Origin of the sequence: Sphingobacterium hungaricum, from assembly GCF_015210005.1 — a bacterium.
GTDB classification, from domain to species: domain Bacteria; phylum Bacteroidota; class Bacteroidia; order Sphingobacteriales; family Sphingobacteriaceae; genus Sphingobacterium; species Sphingobacterium hungaricum.
In genome coordinates, this window is record NZ_MU158698.1 from 114,904 (window position 1) to 131,484 (window position 16,581).

Annotated in this window: 17 protein-coding genes; 9 read left to right on the top strand and 8 right to left on the bottom strand. The window is 37.3% G+C overall.

Annotation, left to right across the window (positions count from 1 at the left end; translation table 11 throughout):
* Positions 1–50: 50 nt before the first annotated feature.
* Positions 51–878 (top strand): alpha/beta fold hydrolase, encoded by an 828-nt coding sequence (locus C4F49_RS03585; RefSeq protein ID WP_196934513.1) that lies wholly within the window; start codon positions 51–53, stop codon positions 876–878.
* A 2-nt stretch (positions 879–880) separates the two neighbouring features.
* Here the strand turns inward: C4F49_RS03585 and C4F49_RS03590 are convergent, their stop codons facing one another.
* The gene (locus C4F49_RS03590) at positions 881–1,681 is read right to left on the bottom strand and encodes a patatin-like phospholipase family protein (RefSeq protein WP_196934514.1); all 801 of its coding nucleotides are present in this window, start codon (positions 1,679–1,681) and stop codon (positions 881–883) included.
* A gap of 138 nt (positions 1,682–1,819) precedes the next feature.
* Between C4F49_RS03590 and C4F49_RS03595 the strand changes: the two genes are divergently transcribed.
* The 3 genes from C4F49_RS03595 (at position 1,820) to C4F49_RS03605 (ending at position 4,646) form a co-directional block, all read left to right on the top strand.
* Positions 1,820–2,410, top strand: coding sequence for a TetR/AcrR family transcriptional regulator (locus C4F49_RS03595; RefSeq protein ID WP_196934515.1), 591 nt, complete (start codon positions 1,820–1,822; stop codon positions 2,408–2,410).
* The gene (locus tag C4F49_RS03600; protein WP_196934516.1) at positions 2,407–3,036 is read left to right on the top strand and encodes a nitroreductase family protein; all 630 of its coding nucleotides are present in this window, start codon (positions 2,407–2,409) and stop codon (positions 3,034–3,036) included. The genes C4F49_RS03595 and C4F49_RS03600 overlap by 4 nt, the downstream gene beginning before the upstream one ends.
* Before the next feature lie 131 nt (positions 3,037–3,167).
* Positions 3,168–4,646, top strand: coding sequence for a glycoside hydrolase family 130 protein (locus tag C4F49_RS03605; RefSeq protein WP_196934517.1), 1,479 nt, complete (start codon positions 3,168–3,170; stop codon positions 4,644–4,646).
* 13 nt (positions 4,647–4,659) lie between these two features.
* On the opposite strand, the gene C4F49_RS03610 is transcribed toward C4F49_RS03605, so the two are convergent.
* Complete coding sequence (locus C4F49_RS03610) at positions 4,660–6,879, bottom strand: glycosyltransferase family 4 protein (protein ID WP_196934518.1); 2,220 nt, start codon at positions 6,877–6,879, stop codon at positions 4,660–4,662.
* Positions 6,880–7,012: 133 nt separating this feature from the next.
* Here C4F49_RS03610 and C4F49_RS03615 point away from each other — a divergent pair, with 133 nt between their 5' ends.
* Positions 7,013–7,612 (top strand): sugar O-acetyltransferase, encoded by a 600-nt coding sequence (locus C4F49_RS03615; protein ID WP_196934519.1) that lies wholly within the window; start codon positions 7,013–7,015, stop codon positions 7,610–7,612.
* Positions 7,613–7,853: 241 nt separating this feature from the next.
* Here the strand turns inward: C4F49_RS03615 and C4F49_RS03620 are convergent, their stop codons facing one another.
* On the bottom strand, positions 7,854–8,504 hold the full coding sequence (locus C4F49_RS03620; RefSeq protein WP_196934520.1) for a YiiX/YebB-like N1pC/P60 family cysteine hydrolase: 651 nt from the start codon (positions 8,502–8,504) through the stop codon (positions 7,854–7,856).
* Positions 8,505–8,513: 9 nt separating this feature from the next.
* Positions 8,514–8,888: a YkvA family protein gene (locus C4F49_RS03625; RefSeq protein WP_196934521.1), complete on the bottom strand. Its 375-nt coding sequence runs from the start codon at positions 8,886–8,888 to the stop codon at positions 8,514–8,516.
* 176 nt (positions 8,889–9,064) lie between these two features.
* On the opposite strand from C4F49_RS03625, the gene C4F49_RS03630 reads away from it, so the two are divergent.
* On the top strand, positions 9,065–9,688 hold the full coding sequence (locus C4F49_RS03630; RefSeq protein ID WP_196934522.1) for a DUF5034 domain-containing protein: 624 nt from the start codon (positions 9,065–9,067) through the stop codon (positions 9,686–9,688).
* On the top strand, positions 9,688–10,485 hold the full coding sequence (locus C4F49_RS03635; RefSeq protein ID WP_196934523.1) for a hypothetical protein: 798 nt from the start codon (positions 9,688–9,690) through the stop codon (positions 10,483–10,485). Before C4F49_RS03630 ends, C4F49_RS03635 begins: the two co-directional genes overlap by 1 nt.
* Here C4F49_RS03635 and C4F49_RS03640 read toward each other — a convergent pair.
* Positions 10,482–11,669 (bottom strand): class I SAM-dependent methyltransferase, encoded by a 1,188-nt coding sequence (locus C4F49_RS03640; protein ID WP_196934524.1) that lies wholly within the window; start codon positions 11,667–11,669, stop codon positions 10,482–10,484. The two genes, C4F49_RS03635 and C4F49_RS03640, sit on opposite strands and share 4 nt — an antisense overlap.
* A gap of 87 nt (positions 11,670–11,756) precedes the next feature.
* On the opposite strand from C4F49_RS03640, the gene C4F49_RS03645 reads away from it, so the two are divergent.
* Positions 11,757–12,545 carry a Cof-type HAD-IIB family hydrolase gene (locus C4F49_RS03645; RefSeq protein WP_196934525.1) on the top strand — a complete coding sequence of 263 codons (789 nt, stop codon included), beginning with the start codon at positions 11,757–11,759 and terminating at the stop codon, positions 12,543–12,545.
* 105 nt (positions 12,546–12,650) lie between these two features.
* Positions 12,651–13,031 carry a DUF5856 family protein gene (locus C4F49_RS03650; protein WP_196934526.1) on the top strand — a complete coding sequence of 127 codons (381 nt, stop codon included), beginning with the start codon at positions 12,651–12,653 and terminating at the stop codon, positions 13,029–13,031.
* Positions 13,032–13,102: 71 nt separating this feature from the next.
* Here C4F49_RS03650 and C4F49_RS03655 read toward each other — a convergent pair whose 3' ends face one another.
* The 3 genes from C4F49_RS03655 to C4F49_RS03665 all read right to left on the bottom strand — a co-directional run bounded on the left by C4F49_RS03655 (position 13,103) and on the right by C4F49_RS03665 (position 16,455).
* Positions 13,103–14,185, bottom strand: coding sequence for an acyl-CoA dehydrogenase family protein (locus C4F49_RS03655; RefSeq protein WP_196934527.1), 1,083 nt, complete (start codon positions 14,183–14,185; stop codon positions 13,103–13,105).
* Positions 14,178–14,798, bottom strand: coding sequence for a nicotinamide riboside transporter PnuC (gene pnuC / locus C4F49_RS03660; protein ID WP_196934528.1), 621 nt, complete (start codon positions 14,796–14,798; stop codon positions 14,178–14,180). The genes C4F49_RS03655 and pnuC overlap by 8 nt, the downstream gene beginning before the upstream one ends.
* Positions 14,799–14,961: 163 nt before the next feature.
* Positions 14,962–16,455, bottom strand: coding sequence for a malate:quinone oxidoreductase (locus tag C4F49_RS03665; protein ID WP_196934529.1), 1,494 nt, complete (start codon positions 16,453–16,455; stop codon positions 14,962–14,964).
* Between the last annotated feature and the right edge of the window lie 126 nt (positions 16,456–16,581).

Below are 16,581 nucleotides of genomic sequence, written 5' to 3' on the forward strand. Positions count from 1 at the left end.
TGTAAAGTATATATTTATTAAATAAGCAGAATTAAACAAACGACGAACAGATGGCAGATAGATTGATTAAAAGCAGCAAATTACGTGTAGGTGATATCAGCATTTCTTATTACAGCAAGAAAGCGACTGACAAAGAAAGACAGGTTATCATTTTCCTGCATGGATTTCCGTTCAACAAAAATTCATGGAGAGATCAGCTGTCGGCTTTGGCTGATGATGTTACTGGAATTGCGATTGATATCCGCGGACATGGCAATAGCACAAGTGGACATGGATTTTTTTCGATTGATGTGTTTGCGAAAGATTTAAGGGTCTTTATGGAAAAACTGGAGATTGAAAAAGCGGTTCTATGTGGTGTTTCCATGGGTGGATATATTGTTCTTCGTACCTTTCAGCTTATTCCTGATAAAATCAGTGGTTTGATTCTTTCTGACACACATAGCAAAGCTGACGATGACAAAGGGAAACAAAAACGCTTTGATAGCATACAAGCTGTACTTCAATTTGGCCGCAGGCCATTCGCTATTGGATTTATCGAAAATCTGTTCACAAAAGAAACCATTGATGAAAAGCCGGAAACTGTCGAATTAATAAAAAGCAGCATCCGGAGAAACAGCGTCAATTCAATCTGTGCTACGTTATTAGCATTAGCATCACGGACTGACACAACATCTTCATTGGAAAAAATAAAAGTGCCTACTTTGGTTATTCGAGGTAAAGAAGATAAAATTACACCGGAAAATTTGATGAGCGAGCTGGCGAATGACATCCCAGGAGCTGAATATATTCAATTTGAAAATTGCGGACATTTACCAAACTTAGAAGACCCAGAACGCTTTAATCAGGTCTTAAAAGATTTTCTTGAGAAAGTAAATTAAGTCTATCCTATTCGTAAACTTTTCTCATGTTCTGGAATCACTTGATTGGCTAACTCAAAACCTTGGTCAATCAAATCTTTGGAACGGTCAAAATCCCAAATTCCTGATATGTTATGCGGAACATGAATGACGTAGTCAGGTTTGTATAATTCCAGGCTCATGGCACTTAGTTTTCTGCGCATGGCATAATAGGATTCTTGAATAAGCGCAAAGGTATTTAAGCGATGGAAGGATTTATGCTCCGTAAGCAAAGGAGCACCGTCTAAATTAACGGCAACAATCAGGTTATCTTTCTTGGTGACATAGTTTACAGGGATTGGATTTAGCACGCCGCCATCCACGAGAAATTTATCCGCCAATTGAATTCCGGTGAATACTGCTGGAATGGCAATGGACGCGCGGATTGCTTGGTAAACGCTGCCTTTATCAAATATTTCTTCGCGCTCGTGCAATAAATCCGTCGCAATCGCCGTGTATTTAATCGTTAAGTCTTCGATGTTCTTATCTTCGAAAACTTCTTTCAATGAATTTAATGCGCGCTCCCCTTTCAAAAATCCGAAGCGAGGGTCCGTAAAATCCATCAATTTAAATACCTGCCTTTTGGTTAGCCGGCTCATCCATTCTCCCAAATCACCAACTTTTCCTTGTGCAAAAGCAGCTCCGACTAAACTTCCGATAGAACATCCAACGATTTCGTCAATCTCATAACCGCGCTCGTGCAACAAATTAATGATGCCGATTTGTGTTATTCCTCTTGCTCCGCCGCTTCCTAACACCAAAGAAACTTTCTTATTTATTTCCATATCCAATTGCCCTCATTGATATCTCATTAATAATATGTCAATATAAAGTATAATTTTCACATTCAGTAATTATAAAATAAACTTAATATCTACATTTGCTAACACTGTTAACAAGGAGTTTAAACATTTAAAATAAACATGTCCAATCATCATGAAAATTTGAAGAATCAGATTGTTTGCCAATCTTGGATGATTATCCAAGAAGAAGGTTGGCAAGCTTTGTCGATTCGCAAAATTGCAACGGCGATTGGCTACAGTTTACCCGTAGTGTATAAATATTTTAGCAGCAAAGACGATTTAATCGAACATTTTTCTAAAGAAGGATTTCTTAAACTAACAGAAGATTTAAAAAATTCAATTGCCGAAGAGCATGATTCCAAACAGCAACTTAATCTGTTGGCTGAAAGTTATTGGAATTTCGCATTTAATCATAGGAAGCATTACGAAATCATGTTTGGCTTGGGCATCCCCACATGTGAGAAAATCAATAGTCATGTCGAAATGCAGGACACCTGCCTGGTCTTTGAAAACACAATCCAGCAAGTCATTGCGCAGCATCAAAATACAAACTTGGATGTTCACTTGAAACTAAAAACATTTTGGTCTATTTTACACGGATTGGTCGCTATAGAATTGCTGACTAATTCCGAAGAGTCGGCCAGCCCATCACTAATTTTAAAAGACGCGATAGAAGGTTTTATTCTATCCTTAACAAATAAAAAAGCATGAGTATATTAGATAATTTAAATTGGAGATACGCTACAAAAAAAATGAACGGCACTCCAGTAGAACAAGAAAAAGTTGATTTTATATTGGAAGCAGCCCGTCTGGCGCCAACGTCTTCAGGTTTGCAACCATTCCGCATTATTGAAATCACCGACCCAAAATTAAAGGAGCAGATTTTGCCGATTGCATACAATCAATCTCAAATTGTGGATGGTTCGCACCTATTGGTATTTGCCGCCTACGATAAGTACACAAAAGAACGCATCGACAATACGTTTGCATGGCAAAATAATGAACGCAATCTTCCTGAAGATTTCGCAGCAGATTATAAAAATAACTTGTGGGCAACATACAGTCAGTTATCTGAAGACACCCAATTTAATCATGCCGCAAGACAGGCTTACATTGCTTTTGGAATCGCAATTGCGGCGGCTGCAGAATTGAAAGTTGATGCGACGCCAATGGAAGGATTTAACAGTGCTGAACTGGATAAATTGTTACAATTAAGCGAACTTAATTTAAAATCGGTAACTATTTTAGCGCTCGGAAATCGAGATGAAGAAAATGACTGGCTCGTTAACTTAAAGAAAGTCAGGGTACATCAAGACGATTTCGTTATCCGTAAATAATAAAAGAGGCTAAGCCTCTTTTATTATTTATAGCAAATCCGCTAGAGAAAATTAAATATCCCATTTTAATGCAGATTTTAAACAAAAACTTTTAATTTACATTGAAATCATTTTCTAATTAAAATTAAACTATGGCTTTTGAAATAGTAAGAAAGAATGTTTTGTTTAAACCCGACCCCACAAGAGTTTTGGCGAGACACTTTTCATTAAGTGAAGAGCGGACAAAGAAAGTAGTTCGTCGCGTACTGGAATTGCCTCGCGCGAAACAGGACGAAATGATGCGTCAAGTGTTGCGGAAGTATTCAAAAAGACACCGCAGCATCATAACTGTTTTCGAGAAAAATTTCAAACGCATTAAGGCAGTTGTCGACAGCATGAATCTTTCGGACGGAGAAATTTCTTACCGTGAAAAATTGTTGATTGGTTCATATTTTACGATGGAATATTCGATTGAATCTGCTGCATTTTTTAATCCTTCCGTTGTAGAAGACATCGACCAAACTCAATTATCACCTGGTGAAAAAAGATTGATTTTCAGTTTTAGGGCGACAGGCGAAGGGCACGTTTCTTCGATTGTATTTCGCTCAGCGGTAATTGATAAAAATCTGGACCTTAAAGTAGAAAATGTTGGGAATTTATTGGAAAAACCTTTACAGATTAAAAGCCACCGGTATCACAAAGATACATTTCTATCTAAGCTTCTTGAATTACATGAACCAGAAGAAGAAATTCTTGAAATCATCAAAAATAAATTAACAGATACATTTATTTATGAAGAATTGATTCGGTACATCGCTGAAATCAGGCAGGAAAATAAATTGAGCGTTGATTCAGAAACGTTGGTTAACCAAATGAAATGGTTAGCTTCTTCGCATTATGAGATGACTTATTCGTTGGATACTGCACTTTCAGAACGCGTTATTTTTCCGCTTACGGATACCGAAAAAAGAGGAATTGAAGATGCACGTTTTGTGCGCTTTTTGGACGACAAAGGGCATGCAACTTATTATGGAACATACACGGCTTATGATGGATTTTCCATTTTACCGAAATTATTAAAGACAAAAGATTTTATCCATTTCAAAGTCGTGCCTATCAATGGTTACATTGCCAATAAAGGGGCGGCTTTATTTCCTAGAAAAATAAACGGAAAATATGCGATGCTTTGCCGAATTGACGGCGAAAATAACTACATCGCTTTCTCTGACTCCATCAATAACTGGCAAGAAGAAGCGATTTTGCTTCGCGAACCAGAATTGCCTTGGGAATTTATTCAGATTGGAAATTGTGGTTCTCCGATTGAAACCGACAAAGGCTGGCTAATGATTACGCACAGTGTTGGTCCAATGAGAGAGTATGTGTTGAGTGCGTCGTTGTTAGATATTGACCATCCTGAAAAAATCCTTTCCTCGCTAAAATTTCCGTTAATGAGTCCAAATGATTTTGAACGCGAAGGGTATGTTCCAAATGTGGTCTATTCCTGCGGTTCCATTGTCCATAACGGACATTTAATCATCCCTTATGCCGTTTCAGATTACGCATCTACGTATGCAACAGTTAATCTGGAAGACCTTTTGGAAGATTTAATAAAACATGGAAGTAAAGGATAATTGCTTAACGCAATTATCCTTTAAATTTTGATAAAGCTTCATGCACAACAATGTGCGAAAGCCAAAAGCAGACTGTACTTTCTGCGCCTTGGTTGCGGTTGATTCCGTGCGTTTCGAGACCATCGCAACAACCTTTTGTTTCGGAATCAAATAAGGTTAATTTCAAATCATTTGCTCCGGAAAACCATTGGAAGGCATGAACACATTTTTCTAGATACTCCACTTTTCCTGTCAACTTATAGACTTCATTGTACAACAAAACAACCGAAGTAACCTCGATGGGCTGCTGTCCAAATTTCGCAGCTTTTTTGCCTTCGCTATACCAACCTTGATTTCCTATCGCAGACAAATATCCATTCGTAAATAAAATTTCATCCAGAAAATCCAAAGTCTTCATTCCGACATCTTTCAATTCTTCATCCTTCAAATAGGTGTAAGACCGTAACATTGCCAGAGGCAATATCGCATTGTCATACGAGACAATCCGCTCATACCATTGCCAGCTTTCACTCTGATGTGCTTTATATTCGCGAAGCATAAAATCAATCAACTGACGCAATTCCTGCAACATGCGCTCGTCGTTTGGCTGATGTTCCAAATAATGGGTAATGCCTAAAATGGTGTAGGCTATTGCACGGATGGAAATCAATTTAGAAAATTGAGGAATCGCTCTGAAAAACATTTCCTTCCCAATTTGGTAATAGCTGATATAAGGCGCTCGCTTAAATAAATAACCCAAAGACCAAATCGCCCGTCCAAAGGAGTCATCAGAACCCTCCTGGTCTAGAAAGCGATTATCGAAGGAAAGAAAGTTCCTAAACCTTCCGTCTTCCAGCTGCACATAACTCATGTAGCTTAAGTATGTCGATATCAGATTTATTGAATCTTCATCCCTAAAATCTTTGTAGCTCGCCAAAACCAGCAGCAGCGCACGTGCATTGTCATCGAGACAATAGCCTTCTTTATAATTCGGAATGGAATAAGTCGCATGCTGAATAATTCCAACATTATTTGTTAAGCGTTTGATATGCGATAGATCGAATTTTGGCAAATCCTCCAGACCAATCATGTCTTTATTGGCATGCCCATTGTACTGGCTGGCTGTCGTTTTCTTGAATAAGTCAATGTATGCATCCACCAAATTCGACCAAGAAAGATGCCGTCCAAAATCATGTGATTTTTTTCTATAAGCCGAAAGTTTTGCAGGGTCAGCAAACAAACCATTCAACTCTTTTGCAAGGACTTCTGAATCATTGAATGGAAAAAGTATTCCTCTGCCATTTGCCAACAAATCTTTCGCATGCAAATATGGTGTCGACAACACAGCAGCGCCCGCACCGATAGCGAATGATAAAGTGCCGCTCGTAATCTGAGCTTCGCTAATGTAAGGTGTTATGTAGACATCACATGCCGACAGGTAGCTCGATAACTTGTCATCGTCGAGAAATTCGTTAACAAATTTCACATGCTCCTGAACACCTAAATCTGCAATCAGCTGCACTAAAGATTCGCGATACTCCTCTCCTACACTCTTTAAAATATTCGGGTGAGTTTTACCAACAACTAAGTAAACTACATCAGGGAAATTTTTGACGACTTCGGGCAATGCTTTGATTGCAACCTCAATTCCTTTGCTTCGTCCGATAAAGCCAAAGGTTAAAATGATTTTTTTATCTTCATAACCAATGATTTTCTTCGCTTCCAATTGTGTTTTTGGAAATGTTGGAACACCATGAGGAATATAGGTCAATTTGCTTTTCGGAATATGATAAACCGCTTCTAGAATACTGCTTGCATCCGAATTCATGACAATCAGCTTCGACGAGCGCTGTGCAATCGCAATTAAAATTGCTTTTTCATCGGCTGAAGGTTTTTCCAAAATAGTATGCAAAATACTCACCAATGGAATATTCAGGTTATGGATAAGCGACAGAATAAATACGCCGCTATTTCCTCCAAAAATTCCATATTCGTGTTGCAGAATACAAATATCATAATCATTATTATTGATGTAATCAGCGACTTTTAAATAGGAATCATGGTTTTGAACATTGATTTGCATCTTAACTTGTTCGGGATAGTCATACTGTCCATCCTCATCGGTTAATGCGAATACATGTTGTTCGTGTTGCTTATAATCAACTTTCTTATCAATATGGGAATAAAGGTCATTTGTAAACGTGGCTATTCCGCATTGCCTCGGCAAATAAGTACTGATATAAGCTATCTTCATATATAGAGTTTTAAAAAAATGTGATGTGTTGTACTCTATTAATACAGAAATGTGCCTAAATGTTTTAAGAATTTGAATTATAGTTTATTTCTGACATATTTGTGTTAATTTAATGGATAAAATCGAAAAAAACATGGATAGTCAAAAGGAAAAAATGCTGAATGGAGAAGCTTATCAAGCGATGGGCCGTGAATTATTTGACGAGAGACAACATGCAAAGGCTGAATTATTTACCTATAACAATTTACACCCTTCGAAAATCAAGCAAAGAAACCAAATTCTTAAAAATCTTTTTGGAAAAACAGGCAAAATGATATTCGTTGAACCGCCTTTTCGTTGCGACTATGGCTACAACATTGAAGTAGGTGAAAATTTTTATTCAAATTATAATTTAACTATTCTGGATTGTGCTAAAGTTTCCATTGGTGATAATGTGATGATTGCACCAAATGTTTCAATTTTCACTGCTGGCCATCCGATTCATTTCGAGCCTAGAAATGCGGGTTGGGAATACGCTATTTCGATTACGATTGGAAACAATGTTTGGATCGGGGGCAATGTTGTTATCAATCCGGGCATCACGATTGGAGATAATTCGGTTATTGGTGCGGGCTCAGTCGTGACAAAAGATATTCCCGCAAATGTTGTTGCCGTTGGCAATCCTTGCAAAGTAATTAAAGAGATAAAAGAAGAAGATAAAGAGTTTTATTTTAAAGACAAGCGATTCGAATAAGCTAATAATTTGGAAATTAACAATTTAATACTTAACTTGTTTAATTACCAAATTAACTGCTATGAAGATAAAAAAGATGGACAAGGGATTTTCTCAGCTTTTGATTGTAGTTGTGCTCCTTTTGATTTCTATATTTTTGATCTATGTTAACCATAGATATGCAAAGAAACAACTGTCAAATCACTCACTCAGCACCGCAAAATAATTAGCGTGTCAACTTTGCTTAAAATCATTCATACTCTTACAACACCGCCCCGATAAATGCCAATTTCTCGGAACTCGCCAATCCATTTGGATTACAGCCCAACTTGCCTTCTGGAACTTCCAAATTCTGCTTTTTGTAAAACTCCTTCCAAAAATCATCTATCTGTCCCGTTTTAGGATTCACAAAAGTCATCGGTTCTAATACAAAAATATTATCCTGACGGAATGCGCGCTCTACAAAATCCGAACAATAATAGGAGCTATCGTTCAAAATGTAAGACCAATTGTATGGCTTTCCTAGCATTGATTTTGCCGAAAGAATAGCATTTGGAATAGCTGACTGAAACTCTTGTTTAAGCCTATAAACGGCCAACACCGTTTTAGATTCTTTTTGAGTTGAATAAAAGCTTTGAAAGGGTTCCCGAATAGAGCCTCTTTTTGAAGAAGCATGGATTACGAAAACAGAATCCGCCGTTCGCTCCACAATCCCCACATGGTCAAAAGCAATGTCTGCTGATTTTTGGGTAACCCGGTTAATCGCGCCGGAGAGATTTTCTTTGTCTGCTCCTACAAAAATCAAGTCGCCATTTTCTAAATTAGCTAAGGAAACCTGTTGCGCAAGAACGCTCGAAAAAGAAATTAAAAAGACTAAAGCAAAAATAGTTAGTCTAAAAGATTTAGAAATCATTTGAAACAATTATTTAGCCAGTTGATTGCTCTGTCCTTTAAACTCCTTGTATTTTTTGATTTCTTCCGTTAATTTAGAAATGGAATAACCCACAATAGTAACATCATCTAGCCAGCCTAAAACTGGAATCAAATCTGGCACCGCGTCCAATGGAGAAACTACATAAACAATTGTCCCTACAATAACTGAAAGATTCCATTTATTCATCTTATAGTCGCCACTGTAGGTATCTTTTCCCATCGACACCAACGTATTGAAATCATCCTTCATCTCCTTCAGATTTGGAGCTTTTAATTTGGCTTCGTCCAAATCAGAACTATTAAGCTGCTTTAACTTATACACGCTAAAAAGCGTAATTGCTTTTTTAAATATACTGCCCTTCATTGTTTACCTCGCTAGTAATAATTTGTGTAAAGATACGTAATCAAAAATTACAATGCATTAACCTGTTCTCAACTGGCAACAAAACGAATTTTATTTAACAAAAAATTAACCAATTAACTGTAGCGATACACCTGTTGCTCTCGTATTTTTAAATACAATTATTAACAGATATATTTATGAGCTATAAAAAAATAATACTCATCCTGTTCGTTCCGTTTTTATTACAAGTTATTATCGCTTGTTGTGAATGTGAAAACACATTAAGAACGTTAAACTTTACCAATAAAAGCATCTTATTAGACAACCTAGATCATAGCGGGAGCGAAATCAAATTTAGTGCAACTAATACAGTAGTTAAAGAAGCCTATGGAATCTACGTGCGTGTATTGCGTGAAGAAGTTTCATTTTACGACCCAATAAAATCGCTATCTCTTCAAGGCGCTTACGCATGCAGCTGTGTTGAAGATATTCGATATCTGCCGAAAGAAAATGTAACTTCCGTTCAAGTGCTAACTTTACGCGATTTTGATACAAATCATCCAACAAATTCAGATGTAACTTCGCTTTTTAAAGCATTTGAACAAGGTAACGCCCACTACGAAATTAAATATACGCCCATTGTTGATTACTTTGACCTTCTCAATAAAACACATTACAATTATGGCGTTGAAGGAATTTCATTTGATATCTTTTTATTAACTCCTCCAAGCGTTGCTAGCAGCCAGCAGTTTATGGTTCGAATGACCTTATCCGATGGAAGAATAATCGAGGGAGTTACACCTTTAGTTGAATTGATTTAATGAAAATAGGACTAGTTCTTATTCTATTTATTACTGCTGTTGTAAATAGAAGCATTGCGCAAGATTATTTTAGTTATCGGTCGTCTTTACACTTGAAGCAAAGTGTCGGAATAAACCTTCCAATTACCAAATTATTGAAAGGCATACCTACTGATCGATTGATTCATCATAGCGATTTATCAGATTATGTCCAAGCCTTATCAGCGACATATTTCTGGAACAAAAGATGGGGTGCAACTATTAGTTTCCAAGTTGTGAGCGAAAATGATTACGAAGACCCAGATCGATTTAATCAATCGATTATCGAGGAGTTTGAAAAAAATTACTACATCACCATTGATGCGATTTCAAATTCCAGGAATTTCTATCCCTCAGGCGGTGATTTCAATCAGATCAGTATGGGCGTGACTTATCGTATAGAGAAAAATAGATTATTTGTTTATCCCAAATTATCGGCTATATTTAATTCTATACAGACCGAGTCAAAAAACATCAATTTAAAAGAAAAAAATTCCAACAACATCCTAACTGTAAATTATGATTGCGGTAAAAAAGTTTCTAATTACCTTTCTGTCTCTCCAGGTGCCATTTTTGGATATAAAATAACAAAATGGCTGTATGCCACAGCCGATGTTCAATTTGCATACAGTAAACCGAATCTTGTGTATACAAAAACGACTACAAATGTAGTTACGAATGCCGTAAACAAGGAAGAGATACGGTATGACCAGTCTTTGGTCGGATTTAGCGTTGGTGCTGGTTTGACCTTCGCCTTATTTCATCGAAAAATGAACTAGTTGATGATCTTTTCCAAATAATGATTGTTGACACCAAAGAATGATTTTATGTCTTGCAATTTATTGAGAATTTCTTCTTGCTTTTTAGAAGAAATTTCTTTTTTCGTTGCCACGATCATCACGTTTTTAGGTGTGTGCGCATCTGAAATAAATTGCTGTACTTTTGTTTGGTATCCAAAATATTCCAAGATTAACGATCGAATCGCATCCGTCAGCATTTCTGCATGACGCTCTAAAAATATGCCATGTTTGGTCATGAAATCTAAAGGATTAGCCGTTTTACTTGCTTCTAATTCCCGACGGATTTGCTTGTGGCAACAAGGAGCAACAACGATTAAGGAAGCATTATTTTGTATGCCTTTGGCAATGGCGTCATCTGTCGCTGTATCGCAAGCGTGCAATGCAATCAGCACATCGATATCATCGCTCGGCTGAAAACCTTCGATTGTACCTTCTTCAAATTTTAAATCCGAAAATTCTGAATCTTGTGCAATCTGATTGCATAAATCAACTAAATCTTTTCTAAATTCAATTCCCTTAACTTCAATCTCACGCTTTAACTTGTTTTGCAAATAATCATAGAGAGCAAAGGTCAAATAGCCTTTTCCAGCGCCCATATCAACAACTCGCAATTTCTTCGTCGCATCCAAATCTGTTAAATGAGAACTCAGCAATTCGATGTAATGATTGATTTGGCGAAATTTATCTTGACCGCTTTTAAACACATTTCCGTCCACATCTGTCAATCCCAATGCATGTAGATATGGTTTTTGGTTGGCATCTAATTTTCTATTTTTCTGCTTGTCGTGATGCAATTCAATCGGCTTGAACGTGCTTGTGGTTTCTTTTCGGATTTTCCAGCTCGATTTGTTTTTTTGCAAAATCAAATTGTAAGCTATAGAAAATAATGTCGCTACCTGGAAATTTGCTTCGCTCAATGCTTTCAGAAGGTAAGCATTTGTTTCTTCTGCCGAAAAATTCTTGGTAATGTCTTTGGTTTGATAACGAAAAACGAAACTATATTTAAGCTCTCGCTTGATGAGCACAGGTTTGATGTGAACTTGCTTTAGGTTGGGCTCCTCTCCTACATAGCCACCCAAACTAATTTTTATCATGGTTTGATTCGCTATAAATTGTTGAGCCTCTGCTAACCATTCACCCAAAACATTCTCTTTTCCTTGCATCTGACAAAGATACGCAAACTATAAATTTATTTATTCTTAATATTGGATTGCATTAAGGATTCTTCAATAAACCGTATATTTGATACTATGAGTAACCCAAACATAAAAGCCGTCTTTTTCGATATCGACGGAACCTTATTAAGTTTTAAAACACACGAAGTATCCCCAACAACGGAAGAAGCATTGGCTCAGTTAAAAGAGAAAGGAATCAAAGTTTTTGTTTCTACCGGACGTTCCATCAATAGCATTGACCATATAAAATATTTAGGTTTTGATGGGTACATCACGTTCAACGGTGGATATTGTGTTTCTCAGGAAGGTCATGTATTGCACCGCAATCCAATTGCCAAAGAAGATATTCAATCGATATTAGATTATGCGAAGAATGAATCCTTAAGCTTTTCCTTTATGTCAGAAAAAGACATTTCAATTCACGATGTGAGTCCAGAAATTGCTGGAATGTACGCTCATCTGAATTTGCCGGTTCCAAAATCAATCGATTTGGAGACAGTGGAAACAGATTCTATTCTGCAGACAAATATTTTTCTTCCTCCAGACCAAGAAGCCGCATTTATGACCGCTATTATGCCCAATTCAGTAGCTTCTCGATGGTCGCCATTATTTGCAGATGTAAATCCTAAAGGACAAAGCAAGCGTGTCGGCATCGATGTGATTTGCGAAAACTATGGAATCGACATTGCGGAAACCATGGCTTTCGGAGATGGCGGAAATGATATCGAAATGCTAAAACATGTTGCTATCGGTGTTGCCATGGGCAATGCCAATCCGGAGGTAAAACAGATTGCAGACTATACAACAGATGATGTGGATAGCGATGGAATTTGGAATGCATTAAAGCATTTCCATGTGATTTAGCAGGAACTAAATCCATCAATTTTGGTACATGCATAAAATCATAATTCTTTAAACATTTTTCTCTCTTAATTGTTAAATTAGTATAGATATTAAACACATTATAAAATGGCTACAAAAGATAAAAAAGAAAACATTACGGTTTTAATTGGAGAAATGATTTCATTCCGAAATTCTTTGAAGTTAGTACATTGGGCAGTAACCGGAAAAGGCAGTTATGAAACACACCTTTCTTTGGACCAGGCTATCGATGCATTAGTAGATATTACGGATAGATTGGTTGAAACAACCATTGCAGATACAGGAACGTTGGAAATCGTTATTCCAGAAACGAAAAGGTCAAAAGATTTCATTAAGCACATTGCTGATTTCTATGACCATATTGAAAAGAAAAGAGATGTCTTCGAAGAAACATTTTCTCAATCCATCATCGATGATTTTCAGGAAACAATTAAACAATTGCTTTATCGTTTGAAACGATTAGAATAATTTTACTTTAAATTTATTTGGAAAGGGAAATATGAAATACATTTTTCCCTTTCTTAGTTTTAGCATGAATATTAATCCCTAATATTCAACAAACTGTGTTGGGTCGCAGTAAATAAATTTCGGAATACGATATTCAATTCAGATTCTTTTTGCGCTGCCACAATGCCACATAGCGGAAACAAAGCAACAACGTTTAACTTAATCTGTTTCACGATTTCTCTGCTCAACAAGCCAATTTCCTGATAGAGCGAATCATCATTTTTAGCATCGCCATTTTCAAGAAGGTTGTAGCTTTGCTCGATTAATTCATAGATTCTATTGCGCTGTTGCGTAAACTCTTGTTCAATTTCATCATGAAGCTTGAAAAATTCTTTAGAATTGGATGTTGCCCAGCTTAAAATTTTAGATTTTTCAAAGAAATATTTCTGCACCAAATCCATAAACCTTCTGAACATACCCATATAATTGACCAGCAACGTTACTTCAGCAAAAGGCTTAAATGGATAGGCAAATAGCGCATTGTCAATCGTTTTATATTTTGGGTCTAGAATGAACGAGCGATTTTCAGAAACCAAGATTTTATGAACGGAGAAACTATGGCTGGCGGTACATTCCAAACCAAAGGTATCCCAATCGTAATGTATCAGCACATCATCACGGTCCAGAAAAAAACTGCGGAACTCCTGAGTTCCGTCCTCATTTAAAACAGGATTGCCATTTTCATAGATATAGCAGTTGGCCGTAAAATGCGTAAGGTGTGGTGTTCCGGTAGCATAGCGCCATTCGCCACTGACTAAATAATATTCGCCCAATCGCTCGGCTTTGCCGCTCACCTGTCCGCTTCCTCCGAAACAGACATTCCGTTTAGGGAAAATTTCTTGTGCTATGTTAGGTTCGATGAAACCGGCAAACATGGTCGCACCTGAACATAACGTTACCGTCCAAGCAAATGCACCATCGGCATAAGCCAAATCTTCCAGCAATTCGCAACCTTCTTTCAAACCCATTTCCAAACCGCCGAGCTTTTTTGGAACCCAAATCGTAAACCACTGCTGCTCATAAATCAATTCCAACAAAGCGGGCGTTAGTTGCTTTGCTTTAATCGCAGCGTGCTGGTATTCTTTAATGGTCTTTTCTAATTGTTCGTTAAGCATAGTTAGTTTTTTGATGTTTCACAATACGTTTCCAATTTAGATATCCAAAAATGGCCATCACAAATAAGAACGAGGTCAGTGCAGCAAATAGATACAAGTCTTTGTGAATTAATAAAGGTATAGCGAATAAATTGCTGACATTTAGCAAAATCCAATTTTCCATTTTACGTTTTGCCAGCAGCCACATCCCGGCCCAAGCCGTACATGAAACCCAAGCGTCCCAAACCGGCACGTCGGAATCAGTATAATGAACCAGCGCAAAATAAAGAATAAAAAATCCGCCCACAACAATTCCGATGACTTTAAGCCATTCGCTTTTTGTTGAATACGTAATCGGTTGCTCCCGAGCTTCTTTGCTCGAAAGCCAAAACCACCATCCGTAAACGCTCATCACCAAATAGTACATGTTCAAAACAATTTCTGCATAAAGTTTGGATTCAAACAGAACATATGAACCCAATAAAATGCCCATTATTCCAAAAAAATAATTCGACACTTTGTTGTTTTTGGATAAAATAACTTGCGTAATTCCGCAAAGAACAGAAATGCGCTCCAGCCAGGAAGTTTGTAGAATTGCAGAACCGAGTTCTGCCAGAATAGTGTTGATGTCCATATAGAGTGTGTATATCTACCCACCTACAGAATCGCTTCAAAAACAATTTACGAAATTAAAATTCCCTACGCCAGCATTATCTGGATCAGGTTCCTATCGAATAGAATCGATATTGGGTATAATCTCAGCCTTTTAAAAGCACCCCTATAAGTTGTTATTTATATTAATTTAATTGTAAAATCGAATGTGTACGTTTTCTAGTTTCCTCGCACAACGATTCATTTTCATTCAAGGATTGTCCCCAAGTCGGAATAATCTGTCTTAATTTTTTTTTATATTCATCTGAAGCAGCACGCTCAGGAAAACATTTTTTCAATAATTCAACCATAATCGCAACCGAAGTCGAAGCTCCTGGCGATGCACCCAATAGAGCCGCTATCGAACCATCTGCGCTCGAAACGACTTCCGTACCGAATTCTAAAATTCCGCCGTGCTTTTCATCTTTCTTGATTACTTGCACGCGCTGGCCTGCTTTTTCGATTGCCCAATCTTCTAATTTTGCCGTAGGCATAAATTGTTTCAGTGAATCCAATTTGTCCTTAGGTTTTTTCATCACCTCCGTAATCAAATATTTTGTCAAAGGCAAATTATCTAATCCTGCCGAAAGCATTGGGCGGATGTTTGATAATTTAATGGATGCTGGCAAATCAAAATACGAACCTTTTTTCAAAAATTTTGTCGAGAAACCTGCATATGGGCCAAACAACAAAGCTTGTTTTCCATCAATGTAGCGTGTATCCAAATGAGGAACAGACATCGGCGGCGCTCCTACTGAAGCTTTACCATACACTTTTGCATGATGCTGCGCAATGATTTCGTCATTCGTACAACGTAACCATTGTCCACCAACCGGAAAACCTCCATAACCTTTAGCTTCTGGGATTCCTGATTTCTCCAACAGCAGCAGTGAATGTCCACCCGCTCCAATAAAAACAAATTTTGCCTTGATTTTGCGTTTCTGGCCAGTTTCCGTATCTTTCACTTCCACCTCCCAGCGGCCATCTTCTTCTCTATCGATGTCCTTCACTTCTTGGTTTAGTGAAAGCCTGATGTTTGATTTTTTATCTAGATTTTCGATTAAATCACGCGTCAACGTTCCGAAATTCACATCCGTACCGATATCCATTTTCGTTGCTGCAATTGCTTCTGCCGGATCGCGGTCATGCATCATTAACGGAACCCATTCTGTCAATAAAGCAGGATCTTCTGTGTACTCCATTCCTTTGAACAACGTGCTTTTAGACATCGTTTCAAAACGGGTCTTCAGAAATTCCACATCTTTCTCGCCGAAAACAGCTGACATGTGGGGAACTTGACGAATAAACTCTTGTGGATTTTTTATAATATCATGCTCAACTAAATAGGACCAGAATTGTTTAGAAACTTCATATTGCTCCGCAATCTGAATCGCTTTATCAATTTTGACCGAACCGTCTGGTTGTTGTGGTGTATAATTTAATTCGCATAAAGCCGAATGGCCAGTACCTGCATTATTCCAAGCATCAGAACTTTCTGCCGCCACGACATCTAATCGTTCAATAATTTCGATATTGATTTCAGGATTTAATTCATTGATTAATGTTCCTAAAGTAGCGCTCATAATGCCCGCGCCAATTAAAACAACATCAACTTCAGATTTGATTGTTTTTTTACCCATGATATTTTAAACCTCAACAAAATTAACATTCCTATCGCTTTATAAAGAATGTCAATGTCAAATTTCTTTCAAATAAATAAGAAATGTTTAACTAATAGTACGAGTTATTAAAACTCCCTAAATTAT